Raw genomic sequence first — 19321 nt, forward strand, 5'->3', positions numbered from 1 at the left:
TTCTCCCCTCTTTTACTTCTACTTATTTCATGGACGCCAAACACAAGCACACCGCTGTTTCAACCGCTGGTCTGCTCATTGCCCTCGGCATCATCTATGGCGATATTGGTACCTCGCCTCTGTATGTAATGTCGGCTATTTTGAAGGGCGCCAAGGTGCCCGACGTAATCGACCGTGACCTTGTGCTAGGAGCCATCTCTTGCGTGCTTTGGACGCTGACACTGCAAACGACGATCAAGTACGTGTTGCTTACGCTTAATGCTGACAACAACGGTGAGGGTGGTATTTTTTCGCTTTATACCCTCGTGCGGCGGCGCGGTGCCTGGCTTTCAGCCGTGGCAATCATTGGCGGCTCGGCCCTGCTAGCCGACGGCGTGATTACACCGCCCATCTCGGTGTCGTCAGCCATCGAAGGGCTACGGGCCATTTATCCGAATATCCCGACTGTTCCTATCGTCATTGGTATCATTGCCGGCTTATTTTTGGTACAAAGCTTTGGTACCCAGATCATCGGTAAGGCTTTCGGGCCTATCATGTTCATCTGGTTTTCGATGCTCGGCACGCTGGGAGTACTCTGGATAGCGCAGAATCCAGTTATTCTTAAAGCTGCCAACCCCTACTACGCCTACGAGTTGCTGACGCAGTATCCGAGAGGTTTCTGGCTGCTGGGCTCGGTATTCTTGTGCACCACAGGGGCCGAAGCCCTGTATTCTGACCTAGGTCACTGCGGTAAGGGCAACATCCGCATTAGTTGGATGTTCGTTAAGACCACGCTCATTCTCAATTACTTTGGGCAGGGCGCTTGGTTGCTGAGCCACGTAAATCAGCCGCTAGCTGGTCGCAACCCATTCTATGCGCTCATGCCGTCCTGGTTCTTGCTTATCGGCATCATCATCGCAACGGTAGCAGCCATCATTGCCTCGCAAGCCCTCATCACGGGTTCCTTTACGCTCGTGGCTGAGGCTATCCGCCTCAATATGTGGCCGAAGGTGAAGCTCAACTACCCCACCGATGTGAAGGGCCAGCTCTACGTACCGAGCATGAACCGCCTGCTACTTCTGGGCTGCATTGGCATCGTGCTCTACTTCCGCGAGTCGGCCAACATGGATGCGGCATATGGTCTGGCCATCACCCTCACGATGCTCATGACCACGATTCTGCTCACGGTGTGGCTACGTGCTCGGCGCGTGCCGCTCCCGATCGTCGTGTTGTTTGCTCTTACCTATGCCATCATTGAGGGATCTTTCCTGATAGCGAACCTGGTTAAGTTCCCGCACGGCGGCTGGGTGTCGCTAGCTATTGGTACGGTGCTGGTTGGGGTGATGTATACGTGGCTGCGGGCTTACTTCATCAAGAAGCGTCTGACGGAATTCGTCAAGATTGAGCCTTATATGGAAGCACTTAAGCAGCTCAGCGACGACGACTCCATCCCTAAGTACTCCACGCACCTGGTGTTCATGACCTCGGCGGAACGCGCTTCTGAGATTGAGTCGAAGATCATCTACTCTATCTTCCAGAAGCGTCCGAAGCGAGCTGACATCTACTGGTTTGTGCACGTTGATACCACCGACGAGCCGTACACGATGGAGTACAAAGTAGTGGAGCTAGCTCCCGACGATGCCTTCCGTATCACATTCCGCCTAGGTTTCCGCGTAGAGCAGCGCATCAACCTGTACTTCCGCAAGGTGGTAGAAGACCTTGTGCGCAACAAAGAAGTGGACATCACCTCGCGCTACGAATCCTTGAGTCGTCAGCACGTTACCGGCGACTTCCGCTTTGTAGTACTGGAGAAGTTCTTGTCCGTCGAAAACGAATTCCCCGTTGTCGAGAAGCTTGTGATGCAAGCGTACTTCTACATCAAGCAGTTCATTGCTTCCGAAGACAAATACTTCGGCTTGGACACCAGCTCAGTGAAAGTAGAAAAGGTACCGCTAGTGATTACGCCCGTGCGCGACGTAGCGCTGAAGCGGGTCTCTTAGTACCATGTATTATGCTAGCTAGCCTAGCAACCACCAACAAAAAAGCCTCTCCCAAATTGGATGAGGCTTTTTTGTTGTGGGCTTACTCGAGAAAACTATTGTTGAAACTTAAGCCACTTGCGAAGGATGTTAAGCTGCGCTTCCGTTGGGTTGGCCGACTGCTCAATGCGGTAACGCTTGGCGGGGTTGGCTAGCAGCGGAAACCGTACCTCGATGGGCTGGCCTTCGCGGTTTACCAACAAGCTCACTTCGCTGCCCACAGGGCGGTCGGCGAGTAGCTTATTCAGGTCTTCTGTGATGCGAACACCATCGAGCGTTAGCAGTTCGTCATTCACGCTCAAGCCACCTTTCCAGGCGCTACCGTCGCGCACTACTCCGGTCACCACGTAGCGGCCGCCGTTAGGCGTACCAGCAGCACTCAGGTTTACGCCGGTGGCGGTAATGCTAGCGCCGAGCGACGCGCCCGTCGCTTGCGCCGTAGTCAGGGTTAGGCCCGCGTAGCCTAGCACGGTGTTGTAGTCCAGCATTTGGGCGCCGTACACGCGGGTACGGAAGAACTCGTCGAAGCGCTGGCCTGCAATTTTAGCCACGGCATCCTGGAATTCTTCATCCGTGAAGCCACGCTTGCGCTTCTGGTAATACTCCGCGTAGAGGTAGCGCATCACGTCATCAAAGCGCTTCTCGCCCTTCGTTGCGTTCAGGACCATCAGATCGAGTTGTCCGACAAGAAGCTGGCCTTTGTCGTAGTAGCTCACGCCTGTGTTATCCGAGTTTTCGTTAGGGCGGTATTGCTTGATCCACGCATCGAAGCTCGATTCGGCAGCCGATTGCAGCTTGTTGCCCGGCAGGTTCTCTACCCGCGTGATGGTATTGCTGAGGGCTGCTAGGTAGTTCTCTGGCGTCGTGAAGCCAGCGCGCTGCACAATCTGGTCGCCGTAGTAGCTGGTTCCGCCTTCGCTTAGCCACAGCATGTGGGTGTAGTTTTCGGCGTCGTAGTTGAACGGACCTAGGACGATCGGGCGAATGCGCTTTACGTTCCAGAGGTGAAAGTACTCGTGCCCTACCAGCCCGAGGAAGCGCTTCATACCCGCCTCGGAGCTATAGGAGTTGCGCGATACCGACAGCGTAGTGGAGTACAAATGCTCTAGACCGCCCGTGCCCCGCTCCAGGTTGTGCACGATGAACACGTAGCGGTCGAGGGGGTTCTGCCCTACCACTTTGTGCGCTTCTTCGCACACCCGTTTCATGTTGTCGAGCAGTTTGGCCTCATCATACACAGCATCCCCGTACATGGCCACCGTGTGCGGCGTGCCATTGGCCACGAACGACAGCACTTTATGGGTCCCAATTTCAATGGGCGAGTCGGCTAGCTCGTCGTAACTGGTGGAGGCAAACGTGAAGGCAGCACCGCCAGCCACGGGCTTGAGGCTCGTTGATACCTGCGTCCAGCCGGTAGCAGGCTGCACCGTAAGGGTACTCGACAGCATCTTCTCTTCGGCCGGATACATAAACACGCTCGTGCCGTTCAGGTAGCCGTGCGAGGCATCGATGAAGCTGGTGCGCACGCTTAGTTCAAACGCATATACCTTATAGCGTACCGTAAATTCCTTGGCTTTGGGGTGGTACACGCGCCAGGTATTCTTGTCGACTTTATCGGCGCGCAGGACCTGGCTGCCGGCTTGAGCCGTGAAGCCTTCCACATTCTTGGCAAACTCACGCACGAGGTAAGAACCCGGTGCCCACACAGGCATTTTCACATCGGTGTACTGCTTGCCAAAGCCACCGAGAGCCATTTCAACTTCAAAATAGTGCGTTTGAGGCGCCGGCATTGATAAGGTGTAGCGCAACGTAGGTGCTGCTAGCGCTGCACCAACTTGGCTTAGTACCAACACCAGGGCCACAGACAGCGACAGGCGTAAACGAGAAAGGGGCATGAAAAAGTGAATTGGTGATTTACTGTTGATGGCTGAAGGCTAGCTTCCTCTTTTCGACCCAAAAAAATGGGAGAGGTTGCAAAGTACGGCTTCATTTCTCCCGCTTCCACTACCTGAGCTACACCAAAACCGCTGTTTTACCACTTCCCGTGTAGAACCCCACTCCTAGCTCCACCGTTAAGGCGTGCACTACGGCAGCGTACCGGCCGTTATAAAGAACCTATGCGCTACGTCTGGATTTCGTTTATTGGCTTGGCTCTGCTCCTGCTCGGGCTCATTGGCTGGCAACACCGGCAAGCGGCTCGTGCTCCGTTAGCGGCCCAATCGGCGCCTCCGCTTCCCGTTCAAGCAACAGCCTTTGTGGTACCTCGCCCTACTCAGCAAGCCGACAGTATCGTGGCATTTGCTCTGAAGCAGCTAGGTTCGCCCTACACCTATGCAGGCGTTAGCCCACGCAGTGGCTTCGATTGCTCTGGGTTTGTGATGTACGTGTACGGGCACTTTGCCATCGACATGCCCCACTCCACGGCCCAACTAATTGACGTGGGGCGGGAGGTGCCGCGCCTGCAAGCCCGCAAAGGCGACATTGTGGTTTTCACCGGCACCGCAGCTACGTCTACTACCCCAGGACACGCTGGCATTGTCATTTCCGATCCAGGTGAGCCCATACGGTTTGTGCACGCTTCTTCCGCCCGCCGCGAATCGGGAGTGAAGATCAGCGAAGTAGCCGGCACCGACTACGAACGCCGCTTCATGAGCGTACGACGGGTACTGGCTGGGGAGCGCACCGCGACTCCTAAACCTAGCTATTTCGTTAAAGAGCTGGAACCTGTAGCCGTTGCGCCGGCCACGGCAGCGCTGGCACCTGCCCTGGCAACGGTCAAGAAGGTAAGCGTCCGCAGCACGACTCGGAAGCGTGTGTACAAGAAAGCCGATCCTAAGAAACCCGTAACGAAGCGCACTACTGTTTCTTCTCGGCGGCGCACATCATCCGCTAAGTCAGTGCATCATAAAGCTAGCTCCGCGAAGAAATAAAAAAGCCCATCTGAATTCGAGCGAATCCAGATGGGCTTAAAAAGCGATACCCGGTCTGCCTATGCAAAACCTCAAAGAGAGGCTGCTGGGCGGACCGGGTATCTAATCCTTCAAATCTTACCAAGCGACGAGTCTGGGGTTCAGCCCCGTCATCCTTGGAGGTAAGACCTTGCCAGAATGCGGGAACACGCCCTGAGGGGCTAACAAATGTTCCGCGCGAAAGCTGTTGTTAAGCGCGTCCGGCGGTGAAGCGGACTACATTCGACAGGCTTGGCAGGATTTGGTTGGGACTACTAGACATTTTGTACCTCCTTTCTTTACGTTCGACATCTCCCCACCCGCGCTACCCAGCACCTTAGGGCTGCTTGGGGGGGCCGTAGCACTCACTACTGGTTGGTAAAGTTAAAAGCCGGGCGGATGGTTCAAAATAAAAAACCTGTTTTTTAGCTGCGCTCAGCCATTTATCCGGCAGCGCCTTGACTATCAGCTAGTTTTTCTTTCTAAAAATTTTGTCTTTTTTCAGAAAGGCCGCTTTTAAGTCCTGCGACCTAGGGTATGGCCTCATTTGCTTCACCCGTCAATTCGCTACTACCGCACTGATTTAGAAGTTTTGGAGTATCTTTTTCCCACAAAACCCACTCACTACGCACGCTATTATGAAAAAAACCTTGTTCCTCTGCTTGGCACTGCTGCTGGGCTTTACGGGAATAGCTACCGCTCAGACGCTCTCTCCGGTTGGCATGTGGACCAACGCCGACAAGAAAGCTACCTTCGAGATTTATAAGTGCGGTGACAAGCTCTGCGGCAAAATTGTAACAGTTGCCGTCCCAAACGACCCAGCTACTGGCAAGCCAAAAGTTGATAAGAACAACCCCGAACCCAAACTTCGCTCACAACCATTGCTGGGGTTGGTATTCATGCGGGACTTTGCCTACGATAGCGAGAACAAGTGGGATGACGGCAAGATCTACGATCCGGAAAACGGCAAAACGTATTCTTGCTACATGAAGGTACTGAATGCTACTAGCATGGAAGTAAAAGGTTACATCGGCTTCTCGATGATTGGCCGCTCCCAGACCTGGACGCGGGTAAAATAAGCTAGGTTTACAGCCCCTAAAAAGAAGCGCCGCTCTCATGAGAGCGGCGCTTCTTTTTAGGGGCTGTCGAGGCAGTTTTAATTAGCCATATTGATTACACAAGGCTTTTTACCTCAGAGCTTCCCCTTATGAACTAATAAATAGCTTCGATCCGATAGGGCTTGCCACGGAACGTATACGTTTGTCCTACGCGACTTTTGGCCATAGCCTGATACATGGGCGAGAAGGCAGAAATAGCAAAATATTTTTCCCCTTCTACAGCTATTTCCCCGAGGCTCACGGCAATATAGAAGCGTTGGGTATCCGTCACGACGATGGTACCTAGGGTAGGCTCGTCGTGCGCGGCACGGGTTTCGGGCAACCGCTGTAGTACTTGCAAGCTGCTGAGTGCCTCATCAAGCTGCTGGGCATATAAGTCGCGCTGAATCTGGCAGGCTTCCCGGAACGACTCAAATTTGTCTTCAATAGCGCCTTGGCTTTCATTGGCGCTTTCCTGCACATCCAGCATGGCCTGCCGGGCAGTGTCGGCCTTTTGCTGTTGAACTCGACGGCATTCTGCTAGTAGCCGTTGTTTAAGCGTCGTGCGTTCGATGGTGGTCATAGTATGGCATGAGTGGGATTAGAGCGGAAAACAAAGACGAAATCAAGGCGCGAGAAGATGCTGTGACATAGAAAACTATTTCGAGCAGCTAGTGTTTGTCCTTCAAGTAGTAGCCTCAACATTGTTCAAGTTTTTCGACCATCTTTTCTCACATCGCTCCTCCCCATCCAAGAGCGAATGGCAGCCACTGGTACGCACAGCGGCTGAACAACGCGCCCATACACAATGGTTGGCTGAGCAGGTGTATCTCAACTGGGCAGGCCCCTATTTTAAGGCCTACCATTTCTGCAAAGCCCACATTACCAATGGGCAAGGCTTGCGCGTGCAGATGCTTCAGGAAACTGGCCGGCAGGGCGCAGTATTCTTTTACGACCCGAGTATTGGTCCCGGTAACTTCCGGCACTTCTTCGACTTTTTGCGCGACCGGGTGCTAGCCCTCGGCTATAACCTTTCTACCTCTGATCAGCGCGTTCACCGTCAACCGCGCTATACGGAGACTATTTACAAGCACTTTTTAAAGCCGAAGCCGAACGATTGCACCGAAACAGGGCGTTGCAATCAACTCTTTGGCACTATCACGATTGACCTGGTCACGATCAATAAGCAACCCGGCTTCATTCGCTTCTTCAGCAATCCGTACCAAGACGCCATCTTCACGCCCGCGCACTCTTTTAATGAACTGATGGAGCAGGTGCTGAACTTGCCACCGGCGCCCGCCGAGGTTCAAGCCAGAATCAAGCAGTACGCGAAGAGCTAGGTCTGTTCTTTGTTTCAGAGCCCAGCTATTCCCGCACAAAGCGCCCACGTAGCACCTCGCCTCCCGCCGTGGTGAACCGTAGCAGGTACAGCCCCGAAGCTAGGTTGCGGGTGTTGAGCGGCTGGCCTGCACGCAAGTGTTGGCGCAGCACCACTCGGCCAGCGGCATCCAACACCTCTGCGGTTGCCGCAGTACCGTTCTGACCTAGGTCGGGTAGTTGCAGAACGTCTCGACAAGGGTTGGGGTACACGTGCAACTGGGCGGCGCTTACGGCATTTTTAGTAGCCAATACCAGCCCATTGTCTCGCTGAATGGTGCCGTTACCGTTGAGTATCCATTGGTCAGGATCTAGTTCAATGGAGCTTACCGTGCCCAATGCTGGCACGCTAAAAGAGGCCACCGGCTGCCCCTGGCGCAAACGTATAATTTGACTTGTGCCACCTACGTAATTGACTTTGTAGTCGAGGTCGGTATCGAAGAACGGCGTGACCGTAGGTGCGGAAGCCGTTTCGGTGGTTTGCAGGTACAAGCTAGCGCCTACCTGATTCCACCGCACGTTGAAAGTTGGATATCCCTGCCCAACAAACCATTGTTGAAAAAAGTAGGCGAGTGAACGGCCCGCTTCTCCTTCAAATACCCGCTGCAAGTCACTTGTGCGGGCAGTGCGGCCGGCGTACGTGGCTTGGTAGGTGCGCAGGGCGCGGAAAAACTTGGTGTCGTCATTGAGCAGGTAACGTAGCATGTGGACCACGGCTGCCCCTTTCTTGTAGCTCAGCGCCGAGTTGAAGATGCGGTTGGTGCTCGTGGTATCCGTCACGCGCACGCTGCCGGTAGCCCCCATCGCGCTGCTGTGTGCCTGATCCATCCACGGGCGTGCGTTGGCAGGGATAAAGCGCTGATAAGAAAGATATTCCCCGTAGGAGGCAAAGCCTTCATTAAGCCAGACATCCTGCCACGACGCACACGTCACGTTGTCGCCGAACCACTGGTGAAATAGCTCGTGAGCCGTGAGGGTGAAGTTGAAACCATCCTGCGTCGTCATGGTCTGGTGCTCCATGCCTCCACCTAGCGGGGCCATGCTATGCCCGTACTTTTCATTGGCAAAGGGGTACAAACCGACCAAGGCTGAGTAGTTCTCGATGAAGCCTGGGGTGCGGTCTATCTCCGTTTTGAAGTCCGCTAGTGCGGCTTGGTTGTAGAGGTAGTTGACAATCGAGATGCTAGGTGCGCCTGCCGGATTAGCATAGTTCACGTACTCTACGTAGGGCGCCACTGCCACTGAAATCAGGTAGTAATCAATAGGGTGCCGTGACGTCCACTCGTAGCGGCTCTGGTTATTGGGTAACGCAGTAACGCGCTTTAACACCCCATTGGAGCCTACCCGGTTAGGGTTAGTGGTCGTTACCCACACGTCAGACGAGTCGGCTTTGTCGGTGAGCACCTGCTTGCAGGGCCACCACTCGTACGCACCAAATGGCTCGCTCAAGCTCCAGGTCACGTTCACATTATACGGAGCGCGGCGCCCCGTATTTAGCGCGTCGCCGATAGCCGAACCACCCGTGTTGCTATTAGGCGCAACGCCCCGGTAGTAGAAGAGAGCGTTGAATACAGTATTGGCAGGTACTGCGGTAGCTAGCTTTGCGGTTACATCGCCGGTCTGCCGGAGCCAGCCTGGGGAGCGCCGCCCGTTCACCACAATCGAGTCAATGGTATAAGTAGGGTACAGCTCAAAAGCTAGGGAATCGAGCGACTGGCTAGCGCGGGCTTGCATCCGCACCACCCCTCCTACTGCGCGCGAATTATTCTCTAGCGCAATATCGAGCTTGTAGTAGCTCACGTCGTAGCGTTCCATCTTTTGCCGGTGCCGTACGGTGGCAGCTGGCGCAAGCTGCGTAGCGGCCAGCTGCGCCGAAGCGCAACGTTGCGCGGCATCTACGCAGTCGTCGGGAACGAAGGCAGTGCTGGGTACCTGTCCCCAACTCGTGGAAGCTAGCAAGAACAGATTGGATAGAAGCAGATAGTAGAACTGACGCATGCGTTGGAGTAAAGCGTGGAATAGCGAAGAAATATAAAGAAATCGCAGCTACTTACCATTTTATCATTACGTCACCCAGCACTTGCCGTTTCGCCTTATTTCTTATCTTTCGAAACAAGCTATTCCTCTGTTAACCTGTCACCTAATGCATAAACGCTACTCTTCTTTCTTTTTCCACCGCTTGCTGCTGATGCTTCCGTTGCTGGTGCTGGCGCGCCTCAGCCACGCGACGCACATTGTGGGAGGTGAGCTAGATCTGCAATACAAATCGGGCAGCACCTACACGCTCACGCTCAACCTGTATTTTGATGCGGTGAACGGCAGCGTCGGTGCTCTGGATAACGACCTCACCGCGAGCATTTTTGAGAAGACGACTAACAAACGCATGCTCAACGTGTCGCTGCCCCTCGTCAACAATTCGTTTGTGTCGTACACCAATCCGGCTTGTACCCGCTCCGACCTAAGCACGCGGCGGCTGGTGTACACCCGCGACGTGCAGCTACCAGCGGCCACGTTCATCAATCTGACGGGGTACTACGTGGCCGTGGAGCGCTGCTGCCGCAACAACGTGATTGGCAACATTGTAAACCCAGGCGGGGCCGGCCAGACGTTCTACCTAGAGTTTCCGGCCGTCGTGCGCAACGGCAAGGCCTTCCTAAATTCAACGCCACGTATCTTCCCCCCACTGAGCGACTACGCTTGCCGGGGTGAGCTATTCTACTACAATTTCGGGGGACAGGATGTCGACGGCGATTCGCTGGTGTATGAACTCGTAACGCCCCTGAACGGCCACTCTAGTAGCGGCAATTCCAAGCCTGGCCAAGCCGAGCCCGTGCCTTATGACCCAATTACGTGGTTAACGGGGCGCAGTGAACAGAACCAGATTCCGGGTACTCCTACCCTTTCTATTGGTCGTACCACAGGGCGGCTCGAAGTGCGCCCCACCCAGCTTGGTTTGTTTGTATTCGGAATTAAGTGCAGCGAATACCGCAACAAGGAGAAGATTGGCGAGGTGCGCCGCGACTTCCAGCTGAAGGTTATTACCTGCTCCTCCAACACCGACCCCACAGTCCAGGTCATGTTGCCGGATACGCGCGTGTACCAACCCAACCGGGACACGCTAAACCTGCGGCCGGGCAGCAACCGTTGCATCAACCTGCGCTTCACCGACCCGGACCCCGCCTCGAACCTCACGATGTCATTGAGCCCCGTGAACTTTACGGGGGTACTTCCCACCTTCACCACAACCAAGGGGATGGTGCACGCACCTGGCGCACCCGATACGCTGGTTTCGCAACTTTGCTTTCCTACCTGCCTCGACACCAAGGGCAAAGTGTACCTGCTCGATGTGATTGTGGCTGACGATGGCTGTAGCTTGCCGAAGCGCGACACGGTACGGGTGGCTTTCACCTCCAAGCCTGACCCCAACTCGGCCCCTACCTTAACCACTACCGCCGATCCGACTACCCCCCTGCGCGTGCGCCTAGGTGACCTGGTCACGTTCGACGTAATCGGCAACGACCCCGACAATGACGCGGTAACGCTAGAAATGGCGGGTCGCAACTTCGTCCCAGCGAGCATAGGCGCGCAGTTTACCGTAGCGGCAGGCACCAACCCAAGTCGTGCGCGCTTCTCCTGGCGCGTCGATTGCGCGGCCGTTGCGGCGGGCAAAACGCTTTACGAGTTTGTGTTTACGGCTACGGCTAACCCTTGCACTGAGCGCCAAGTAAGTACCATCGTCATTCCTATGCAGATCGAGTACATCAATGGGCCGCCGGTGCTTACCTCTACCCTGCCGCCAGCTGATCCGGCGACAACCGCGGTTTCGGTCGTGCGCCGTACCCTAGGTAGCTCCTATGAAGCCACCTTCACCGGCCTCGACAGCGACCAGGATGCGTTGGTACTTTCAGCTACCGGCAATGGCTTCGACCTCGCGGAGGCAGGCATGCGCTTCGTGCCGGTTAATGGCAAAGGACAAGCCACGGCCACTTTTCACTGGGACCCTTCCTGTGAGATCGTGACCCGGGGCGGAGTGGAAGTCACCTTCAAGCTCCAAGAAGCTAGCTGCGCGGCCAGAACCATCCCCCGTACTGTGCGCTTCGAAGTGTTTAGCGCCGATACGCTCACGTTCCTGCCAGCAAACATTTTTACCCCAAACGGCGACAACAAAAACGACTTTTTCGAGCTACCCACTTTGCCGCCAGATTACTGTGGCTCTCTGCTCAGTAGTATCAAGATTTTCAGCCGCTGGGGCAACGAAGTATACCGCACAGTCAACCGTGACCTGCACTGGGACGGAGGCGGCTTGCCGGCAGGTGTTTACTATTACCTCATCGAATACACTGATAAAAAACGGTTCCGCGGCACGGTCACCATTGCTCCCTAGCCGTAGCACCTAGGTTCGTCTTCTCGTTGGAAGGAACACAAAAAGCCCTGCTGTGTATCAGCAGGGCTTTTTGTGTAGCAACTGTAGCATGCTTTCGTTAATACAGAAATAGAAACACGACGAACAATCCTAGCCATAGCACATCGATGAAGTGCCAGTATACCGTGAGCATGCGTAGTTGCAGGCGCCGGTAAGGATTGCGGATGTAGACCAAGGTGCGTACCGCGTCGCGAGAGGCGTGCAACGTGCGCAACAAGAGCACGAACAAAAAGATAATGCCGCCCAAGACGTGCACAATGTGCAACCCCGAAATCAAGTAGATGTAGGTATAGCTTGCGTCGCCATCCTCTCCGGAGAAGAGCGCTCCTTGCGCATCCAGCTCGCGCCAACCCGCTATTTGTAGGCCCATGAAAATAGCGCCAAGCATCATAGTAGCACCTAGACAACGGGCTAGGTTGTTCATGTCGTCTTGCTGGTAAATGCGGCGGGCTTGGTTGACGGTATAGCTGCTCACCAGCAACACAATGGTGCTTATGGAAAAATAGCGGGGGAACGAATGTAGCCCCGAGGGAAGCGCGCTGAAATAACGGGTATGCGAATAGGCGCCTACCAGAATCACGAAGAGCACCGTGATTCCCACCATGCTCAAGTACAATAGCATTAGCAGGGGCGACATACGCTCCATGCGGGCAAAAGCGGAGGGCGTTCGACGGGCCCCGACCTTATTACGTTCTTTATCAGAATTCATCAGTGGGAGTGACAGCAGTGTGTTTTGGCAAACCATTCTAACGCCCTTTAGTTCCGTGCTTTCCTTTTGCCTAGATAAAGTATGCCGTAGCCCAAGGTACACAAAAAACCCAGCGCTGCGCCCCTCGTTTTCTAGTGGAAAATACTATTATCCACCGGGTTGGGGTAGACATAGTACCTAGCTCCCGCGGAAGAACGAGCCAATCTTACCTAGCACGGCGTGAAACGTAATTTTGGGAGAGCGGCCCGCCCCAAACGTTACGTGCGTTTTACCAGCCACGCGCAGTTCGAGCACCAACTCTAGCTGCCGGGCTAGGTCGTTGAGCTGCTGCAAAGGATCGAACCCTTTGGGCGGCTTGGGTTTCTCAGGACCACCGCCCGGCGGGCCGCTTGTAAGCGTATCGAACACGCGCTGGTTGGGGAAATTGATAATCAGATAGCCGCCTGAGCCAGCTATCTGAATGTCTTCGTTGTTGAAAGAAAGAACCAGGCGCGCATCTATCTCCAGGCCGCTAGCCAAGGCGCGAGCCGGCAGCTGCCGCAGAAGTCGCCCCAGATGATGCACTTATGGCGGGGCTCTCGCCACGCGTTTTGATGCGGAGTGAACCATTCAGGCGCCATGTAGCAGGCGCAGCGGCAGGGTTTTGTGCATTAGGCACTTGCAGTTCCATTTGGTCGAAGGCGCAGGTAAGCTCCACGCCGCCCGAGAGCTTAGAAAGCAACGAAGCAGCCGTGTCGGCCCAAGAAGAAGCAGATTGAGAAGTAGCGTCAGCCATAGGGGTAAAATGTAAAGAAGGGTACCAAGTACAGAAGAAACGTGTCTGCCAGGCGCAAGTTGCGCCGCTCTGTCAACCCTAGCTTTTCAGCCGGGCGTTGTCGCCAACAAGGTTAAGGTAGAAAACAGCCGGAATCAACTACCGTTCAGCTAGCAAAAACAGGATCTTTATAGAATCCAATCTGCGGGCCATGCGTAGTAGAAAAATAACCTATCGTTTTCTTCTCGAACATGATCTGCTCCGCCCTTTTCCGCCCCCTACTTCTTGGAACCTTTGCTTGTCTGCCCCTAGCTTCTGTCCTCGCGCAAACCACCGATACTACGCAGCCCACATCGGCCGCGGCACCGGGTGGCTGCGTTCATCCCTTCGGCTTGGATGATAACACGGAATACGTGTATCAGCTCTTCGATCGGGACGGTAAGAGTCAGGGCGTAATTCGCAACCGCGTAGTCAGCCTAGGTACCGAAACAAACAAGAAACAAACGATTACAACGAATACCGTCCTGATTAAGAGCGGCATCTACGACACCAAAAGCCGGCTGGTGCACTCGCAGGATCTCACCTACCGCTGCCGCCAAGACACCAGCTTCACAGACGGTTTGGGGGAGCTCAGCTTCGAGAGCTTGCGCCGTTTCCGCGACCGGCGTCTCGCCTTTGCCCCAGTACCTTTGGCTTGGCCCAACCAACCGACGGTGGGTAGCGAGTTGCCGGGCGGGGGCGTGACGGTAGACGTAAGCAGTTCCGTTGTGGATATCGCTAAAGTTTTCTCCAAAGTGCAAAAGCGGCGCGTGGTCAGCGACCTTAGCCCTATCACTACCCCAGCCGGAACGTTTGCGTGTTATAAGATCGAATCGGAGCGAGAATCGGGCACCTTGGCCCACGTGGATATGCTGCTACGTACCGTCAGCAAAGTAGTCGACTACTATTCGCCCAACGTAGGCCTTGTCAGAACGGAAGTTTACGGCAAGAATGGTAAACTGGAGCAAACCCGTGTGCTGACTGAGCGCAACCTAGGAGGCAAGGCCAACCAGAGCGCCGTGCAGAAAAAAGTTAAAATGTAACTAAATACCTAGCCTAGGCAGTGAGCTAGCTCCTGCTGTTTAACTGCTTATGCTATAACCTCGAAACGGCTGCCTAACCTGGGCGGCCGTTTTTCGTTGGAACAAATACGGGTAACTGGCTCCCTAACTATCTCGCCGGCCCCGAATACCTTTGCGCTCTATGCCAACTACCGAAGCCATTCAGCAGCAGATACAGGCCCTCACCGAGCACCTGCATCACTTAAACTATCAGTACTACCAGCGCGATATTTCCGAGGTACCCGACCAGGAGTTTGACCGCATGCTAGCCGAGTTGCAAGCCCTGGAAAAGCAGTATCCAGAACTTGCTCTCCCCAACTCTCCTACCCAGCGCGTGGGTGGCACCATCACCAAGCAGTTCCCCACGGCCTTGCACCGCTACCCCATGCTTTCGTTGGGTAATACCTACTCCGAGGCTGACCTGCGCGAGTTTGACGACCGGGTACGGCGCACCCTCGGCGACGATTACACCTATGTGTGCGAGTTGAAGTTCGACGGGGTGGCCATGAGCCTTACTTACGAAAACCGCCAGCTCACGCAAGGCGTCACGCGCGGCGATGGCACCCGCGGCGACGTCGTTACGAACAACGTACGCACTATCAAGAACTTGCCCTTGCACCTGCGCGCTGATGCTAATCAGCCCCAGGAATTTGAGGTACGCGGTGAGATATTTATGCCCCTACCCGTGTTTGCAGAGCTAAATGCCGAGCGAGAGGAAAACGGTGAAGCCCTGCTCGCTAACCCGCGCAACGCCGCCAGCGGCGCCCTCAAGCTGCAAGACTCGGCCTTGGTGGCAGCCCGACGCTTGCGTTTTTTCGCCTATAGCTTCCTGAGCAATACTCGCGGCGCCTTTGCAGCCCACAGCGATTCGCTGAAGGCCTTGCACGCATGGGGCTTGCCCGTGTCCGACACTTGGCGCATGTGTCAGTCGCTCGACGAGGTGCTAGCTTTCGTGCACGAGTGGGACAAGAAGCGCTTTACCTTGCCCGTTGCTACCGACGGCATTGTGATCAAGGTTGATAACTTCCGGCAACAGGAAGTACTCGGGTACACTGCTAAAAGCCCTCGTTGGGCTATTGCCTATAAATATCCGGCGGAGAAGGCACGCACTCGCCTCAACGCTGTCGAATACAACGTAGGCCGCACCGGTGCTGTCACGCCTGTGGCGCAGCTCGATCCGGTGCCGCTAGCTGGTACCGTAGTAAAACGCGCTTCCGTACACAATGCCAACCAAATTGCTGCCCTTGATTTGCGCCTCAATGATATGGTGTACGTGGAAAAAGGTGGCGAAATTATTCCCAAGATCACGGGCGTTGATCTATCAGCCCGCCCAGCCGATAGCCAGCCTATTCAGTATCCGACGGCATGCCCTAGCTGCGGCACGCCCCTCATTCGGCCGGAGGGCGAAGCGCACTTCCGCTGCCCTAATGAACGTGGCTGTCCGCCTCAGCTAAAGGCAAAGCTAGAGCACTACGTATCGCGTAAAGCCTTGAATATTGATGGATTGGGCGCTGAAACTATTGGCCGCTTCTTCGACCTAGGGCTGGTGCAAACCCCCGCCGACATCTACGACTTGTCCCAACGCCGTTATGAGTTAGTAAAGCTCGAGCGCTTAGGTGAGAAGTCGATTAAGAACATGCTCAGCGGCATCGAAGCCAGCAAACAAGTGCCCTTCGATCGGGTGCTATTTGGCCTAGGTATCCGCTATGTGGGCGAAACGGTAGCCGAGAAGCTGGTGAATCACTACCGTACTATCGAGGCAATGATGGCGGCCTCCATGACCGAGCTAGCTGCCGTGCCAGAAGTAGGTGGCGTTATTGCGGAATCCGTAGCTGCGTGGTTTGAGGACGAAGCTAACCGTCAGCTCATTGAGAGGCTACGCAGCGCTGGCGTGCAGCTAGTTCTCACAGGTGAGCCACCAAAACCGGTAAGCGACCGACTTGCTGGCTTAACGTTTGTTCTTTCCGGCGTGTTTGAGCAGCATAGCCGCGACGAGCTACAACAGCTTATTCAGCAGAATGGCGGCAAGGTCACGGGGTCGATCAGCAAAAAGCTCAGCTACTTGGTAGCGGGCGACAAAATGGGCCCCGCCAAACGCGAAAAAGCCACAGAACTGAAGGTGCCTATCATCAACGAAACCGACTTGCTGGCTATGATTCCGGCTCTGGAAGACACAACTAGTGAGATGGTTGACGATATTTTGCATTAACTGCAGCTGAACATTGGTCACGTAAGCGCGTAGAGCACACGGTTTGTATGAAAAAACCGCAACCGTTTGCATAAAATTACTGCAACCGTTTGCATAGTAAAAAAATGCCCTTACCTTAGTGCTCACTAACCAGCCGCCCATGGGCGCGGCGCTCCAACCGTGAGTCAGACCGGCTTCCACCCGGGCCCGTCTACTAACCTCCCACCCAACTTCCCACCCATTGGCTCACGGTTGCAGCGCTGCGCTCAGGCGCAGCGTTTTGCGTAGTTTTACCCCATGAAACTTCTGCACCTTCTCTCCTCAACGGCTATTGCACTTTCCCTTGCTGGTTGTGCACAATCCCAAACTACCCCCGTTGCTGCTCCAGCAACCACGGCTCAGCTCATGCAGCAGCCCAACGTGGTAGTGCTCGATGTACGTACCCCAGACGAGTACGCCAGCGGCCACTTACAGAATGCTCGTAATCTTGACTTCAAGGCGGCCGATTTTTCCACTCAGATTGCTCACCTAGACACGGCCAAAACTTATGTACTCTACTGTGCTTCCGGCAACCGGAGCGGCAAAGCTGGAGTGCTTATGCAGCAGCAAGGATTCCGTAAGGTCTTAAATGCGGGCGGGTTTAAGACGCTAAAAGAGAGCGGCTTGAAGACCGAATAAAGTATACTGCTACCTAGCCTAAACTTCAAAGCCCCTGTAAGTACCAGAATCACTTGTTCTGGTACTTACAGGGGCTTTGAAGTTTAGGCTAGGTCTTACTTATCCTATCTGTGTAGTCTAAAAGCTGTTCACCATGCTGTTGTGCAATGTTCTGGGCGACCAGTACCCACTCGCAATAAGGCGGCGCACGGTATACAGCGGATCCTGTTGGTCACGCTTCTCCGACAACACAAAGGCCGACACAAAGCCGCGTTTCTTCAGCTCGGGAATGGCTTCGGGGTTCCAGAGGCCGAAAGGATAGGCGAAGTATTTTATGGGTTTGCCGGTAATTTCTTCGAGTTGCTTTGTGGGCTTATCAATTTGCGTTGCCCAATCTTCGCCCTTGTACTTTTTCACATTGTGGTGGTCCCACGTGTGTGAGCCAATCACGTTGCCCGCATCGGCGAGTTCTTTTACTTGCGCCCGGCTCATGTAATGCGGCCGTCCGAGTGACACAGTCATCACAAAGTAGACGGCCTTGAAGCCATACTTATCTAGCTCAGGCTTGGCAACGGTAAACTGATCGAGGTCTGTGTCGTCAAAGGTCAACATGACGGGCTTGCTCGGGAGTGGCGCCCCGGTAGCGAGGTAAGCGTATAGCTGATCAGGCAAAACGCTGTGATATCCACTATCTGCCAGCATTTTAATTTGCTGACGAAAGGTCTCAACCGGCACAATGTAATCCTTAGCCCGGCGTGAATCACGCGGCCGCCAGTCACGAATCTGATGGTAGCACAAGATGGGCACTTGCTCGCGAGCGTAAATAGTAGCAGGCGGAGCAATTTTATTGGCCGGAATGCTCGATGGATCAAGCGGTTTCGCCGCAGCCTCAGTATTAGTAGCCTCAGGGCTAGCTAGGGTGCCTTTGTCAACAACCTCAGTTGCTGCGGCAGACTTGGTTTCGCACGAGGAGAGCGAGAGGGCAGCTACCAGGGAGGTGGCGACTGTAAGCGAAGCAGTACGGAACAAATACATAGGGAGTTAGTGCCGGTCTCAAGGATAAAAACCGGATATTTTGCGGAAAGCAAAGCCTAGGCCAAGCAACCACACCAATGGAGTTTGTACCTTCGCATCCGCCTTTCCAGGCTCAAAGCAACAGCTTTTTCTTACATGGACCAACTCCGCGGTACGGGCATCGCACTCGTAACACCTTTTACTCCCACCCCTGATCATGCAGTAGACTACGTAGCCTTGCGGCGTCTACTCGACTTCACTATTGACGGTGGCATCGAATATCTTGTCATCAACGGCACCACAGCCGAGTCGCCTACGGTGACGGCTGACGAGAAAACGGAGATTCTGCGCGTTGTGAAAGAACACGTAGCAGGTCGCGTACCACTCGTGTACGGAATGGGTGGTAACGACACGATGGGCGTAGAAGCCCAACTACAGGCCACCGACCTGACGGGCATTGCCGCCATTCTTTCTGTTAGCCCTGCCTACAACAAACCGTCGCAGCAAGGCATTATCCAGCATTATCTGCGCGTAGCGGACGCTTCGCCAGTGCCAGTCATTCTTTATAACGTGCCGGGCCGGACCAGTTCCAACATGACTGCCGACACAACGCTGCGCCTCGCCCAGCACGATAATATTATTGGCACCAAGGAAGCAAGCGGCAACTTAGAGCAATGCATGGTCATTGCCGCACGCAAGCCTAATAACTTCCTCCTTATCAGCGGCGACGACTTACTCACCGTTCCCATGATTTCTTTCGGAGCAGTAGGCGTCATTAGCGTACTCGGCAATGCATTCCCCGAACGTATGGCTCAAATGACGCGCCATGCCTTATCTGGCAACTTTGCTGAAGCCAGTAAGCTCCTCTATGAGTTCTTGCCTCTTAACCCTTTGATGTATGAGGAAAGCAACCCTGTGGGCGTGAAAGCGATACTCGAAGCCCTAGGTTTGTGCTCGGCAGCAGCTCGCCTTCCGTTAATGGAAGCCTCTGGAGGCTTAAAGGAAAGGATTCAGAAACTGCTGTAGTTCACTTAAA

General features: G+C 54.6%; 16 protein-coding genes. 9 read left to right on the forward strand and 7 right to left on the reverse strand.

Annotated features, from left to right (window positions below):
- The first annotated feature begins 29 nt into the window (after window positions 1-29).
- Entirely contained in the window at window positions 30-1979 is a 1950-nt protein-coding gene (locus SD425_RS15100; protein WP_324670774.1) for a KUP/HAK/KT family potassium transporter, read from the forward strand.
- Between the two features lie 95 nt (window positions 1980-2074).
- Here SD425_RS15100 and SD425_RS15105 read toward each other — a convergent pair whose 3' ends face one another.
- Window positions 2075-3913 carry a PDZ domain-containing protein gene (locus SD425_RS15105; RefSeq protein WP_324670775.1) on the reverse strand — a complete coding sequence of 613 codons (1839 nt, stop codon included), beginning with the start codon at window positions 3911-3913 and terminating at the stop codon, window positions 2075-2077.
- A 222-nt stretch (window positions 3914-4135) separates the two neighbouring features.
- Here SD425_RS15105 and SD425_RS15110 point away from each other — a divergent pair, with 222 nt between their 5' ends.
- Window positions 4136-4948, forward strand: coding sequence for a C40 family peptidase (locus tag SD425_RS15110; protein WP_324670776.1), 813 nt, complete (start codon window positions 4136-4138; stop codon window positions 4946-4948).
- 656 nt (window positions 4949-5604) lie between these two features.
- Window positions 5605-6045 (forward strand): DUF2147 domain-containing protein, encoded by a 441-nt coding sequence (locus SD425_RS15115; RefSeq protein ID WP_324670777.1) that lies wholly within the window; start codon window positions 5605-5607, stop codon window positions 6043-6045.
- 133 nt (window positions 6046-6178) lie between these two features.
- Here the strand turns inward: SD425_RS15115 and SD425_RS15120 are convergent, their stop codons facing one another.
- The gene (locus SD425_RS15120; RefSeq protein WP_324670778.1) at window positions 6179-6646 is read right to left on the reverse strand and encodes a hypothetical protein; all 468 of its coding nucleotides are present in this window, start codon (window positions 6644-6646) and stop codon (window positions 6179-6181) included.
- A gap of 121 nt (window positions 6647-6767) precedes the next feature.
- Between SD425_RS15120 and SD425_RS15125 the strand changes: the two genes are divergently transcribed.
- A complete protein-coding gene (locus tag SD425_RS15125) occupies window positions 6768-7403 on the forward strand; it encodes a hypothetical protein (RefSeq protein WP_324670779.1) in 636 nt (211 codons plus the stop codon).
- Between the two features lie 25 nt (window positions 7404-7428).
- Here SD425_RS15125 and SD425_RS15130 read toward each other — a convergent pair whose 3' ends face one another.
- Window positions 7429-9438 carry a M1 family aminopeptidase gene (locus SD425_RS15130; RefSeq protein ID WP_324670780.1) on the reverse strand — a complete coding sequence of 670 codons (2010 nt, stop codon included), beginning with the start codon at window positions 9436-9438 and terminating at the stop codon, window positions 7429-7431.
- A gap of 145 nt (window positions 9439-9583) precedes the next feature.
- On the opposite strand from SD425_RS15130, the gene SD425_RS15135 reads away from it, so the two are divergent.
- Window positions 9584-11824 (forward strand): gliding motility-associated C-terminal domain-containing protein, encoded by a 2241-nt coding sequence (locus SD425_RS15135; protein ID WP_324670781.1) that lies wholly within the window; start codon window positions 9584-9586, stop codon window positions 11822-11824.
- Between the two features lie 97 nt (window positions 11825-11921).
- Here the strand turns inward: SD425_RS15135 and SD425_RS15140 are convergent, their stop codons facing one another.
- From SD425_RS15140 to SD425_RS15150, 3 genes are all read right to left on the reverse strand, one after another.
- A complete protein-coding gene (locus SD425_RS15140; RefSeq protein WP_324670782.1) occupies window positions 11922-12572 on the reverse strand; it encodes a cytochrome c oxidase subunit 3 in 651 nt (216 codons plus the stop codon).
- A gap of 177 nt (window positions 12573-12749) precedes the next feature.
- Window positions 12750-13091: a hypothetical protein gene (locus tag SD425_RS15145; RefSeq protein ID WP_324670783.1), complete on the reverse strand. Its 342-nt coding sequence runs from the start codon at window positions 13089-13091 to the stop codon at window positions 12750-12752.
- On the reverse strand, window positions 13084-13347 hold the full coding sequence (locus SD425_RS15150; RefSeq protein ID WP_324670784.1) for a hypothetical protein: 264 nt from the start codon (window positions 13345-13347) through the stop codon (window positions 13084-13086). Before SD425_RS15150 ends, SD425_RS15145 begins: the two co-directional genes overlap by 8 nt.
- A 230-nt stretch (window positions 13348-13577) precedes the next feature.
- On the opposite strand from SD425_RS15150, the gene SD425_RS15155 reads away from it, so the two are divergent.
- The 3 genes from SD425_RS15155 to SD425_RS15165 all read left to right on the forward strand — a co-directional run bounded on the left by SD425_RS15155 (window position 13578) and on the right by SD425_RS15165 (window position 17292).
- Complete coding sequence (locus SD425_RS15155) at window positions 13578-14408, forward strand: hypothetical protein (RefSeq protein WP_324670785.1); 831 nt, start codon at window positions 13578-13580, stop codon at window positions 14406-14408.
- Between the two features lie 160 nt (window positions 14409-14568).
- The gene (gene ligA / locus SD425_RS15160; RefSeq protein ID WP_324670786.1) at window positions 14569-16635 is read left to right on the forward strand and encodes an NAD-dependent DNA ligase LigA; all 2067 of its coding nucleotides are present in this window, start codon (window positions 14569-14571) and stop codon (window positions 16633-16635) included.
- A 276-nt stretch (window positions 16636-16911) separates the two neighbouring features.
- Window positions 16912-17292, forward strand: a complete 381-nt coding sequence (locus SD425_RS15165; protein ID WP_324670787.1) for a rhodanese-like domain-containing protein — start codon at window positions 16912-16914, stop codon at window positions 17290-17292.
- A gap of 117 nt (window positions 17293-17409) precedes the next feature.
- Here SD425_RS15165 and SD425_RS15170 read toward each other — a convergent pair whose 3' ends face one another.
- The gene (locus SD425_RS15170) at window positions 17410-18306 is read right to left on the reverse strand and encodes a polysaccharide deacetylase family protein (protein ID WP_324670788.1); all 897 of its coding nucleotides are present in this window, start codon (window positions 18304-18306) and stop codon (window positions 17410-17412) included.
- Window positions 18307-18441: 135 nt separating this feature from the next.
- Between SD425_RS15170 and dapA the strand changes: the two genes are divergently transcribed.
- Window positions 18442-19311, forward strand: coding sequence for a 4-hydroxy-tetrahydrodipicolinate synthase (dapA, locus tag SD425_RS15175; RefSeq protein ID WP_324670789.1), 870 nt, complete (start codon window positions 18442-18444; stop codon window positions 19309-19311).
- The last annotated feature ends 10 nt before the right edge of the window (window positions 19312-19321 follow it).

The organism is Hymenobacter sp. GOD-10R (assembly GCF_035609205.1).
Lineage (GTDB): Bacteria > Bacteroidota > Bacteroidia > Cytophagales > Hymenobacteraceae > Hymenobacter.

What these genes read in the sequence shown, in the direction of transcription:
- SD425_RS15100 (WP_324670774.1), top strand. Translation starts at nt 30, where the DNA reads ATGGACGCCAAACACAAGCACACCGCTGTTTCAACCGCTGGTCTGCTC.
- SD425_RS15105 (WP_324670775.1), bottom strand. Translation starts at nt 3,913, where the DNA reads ATGCCCCTTTCTCGTTTACGCCTGTCGCTGTCTGTGGCCCTGGTGTTG.
- SD425_RS15110 (WP_324670776.1), top strand. Translation starts at nt 4,136, where the DNA reads ATGCGCTACGTCTGGATTTCGTTTATTGGCTTGGCTCTGCTCCTGCTC.
- SD425_RS15115 (WP_324670777.1), top strand. Translation starts at nt 5,605, where the DNA reads ATGAAAAAAACCTTGTTCCTCTGCTTGGCACTGCTGCTGGGCTTTACG.
- SD425_RS15120 (WP_324670778.1), bottom strand. Translation starts at nt 6,646, where the DNA reads ATGACCACCATCGAACGCACGACGCTTAAACAACGGCTACTAGCAGAA.
- SD425_RS15130 (WP_324670780.1), bottom strand. Translation starts at nt 9,438, where the DNA reads ATGCGTCAGTTCTACTATCTGCTTCTATCCAATCTGTTCTTGCTAGCT.
- SD425_RS15135 (WP_324670781.1), top strand. Translation starts at nt 9,584, where the DNA reads ATGCATAAACGCTACTCTTCTTTCTTTTTCCACCGCTTGCTGCTGATG.
- SD425_RS15140 (WP_324670782.1), bottom strand. Translation starts at nt 12,572, where the DNA reads ATGAATTCTGATAAAGAACGTAATAAGGTCGGGGCCCGTCGAACGCCC.
- SD425_RS15150 (WP_324670784.1), bottom strand. Translation starts at nt 13,347, where the DNA reads ATGGCTGACGCTACTTCTCAATCTGCTTCTTCTTGGGCCGACACGGCT.
- SD425_RS15155 (WP_324670785.1), top strand. Translation starts at nt 13,578, where the DNA reads ATGATCTGCTCCGCCCTTTTCCGCCCCCTACTTCTTGGAACCTTTGCT.
- ligA (WP_324670786.1), top strand. Translation starts at nt 14,569, where the DNA reads ATGCCAACTACCGAAGCCATTCAGCAGCAGATACAGGCCCTCACCGAG.
- SD425_RS15165 (WP_324670787.1), top strand. Translation starts at nt 16,912, where the DNA reads ATGAAACTTCTGCACCTTCTCTCCTCAACGGCTATTGCACTTTCCCTT.
- SD425_RS15170 (WP_324670788.1), bottom strand. Translation starts at nt 18,306, where the DNA reads ATGTATTTGTTCCGTACTGCTTCGCTTACAGTCGCCACCTCCCTGGTA.
- dapA (WP_324670789.1), top strand. Translation starts at nt 18,442, where the DNA reads ATGGACCAACTCCGCGGTACGGGCATCGCACTCGTAACACCTTTTACT.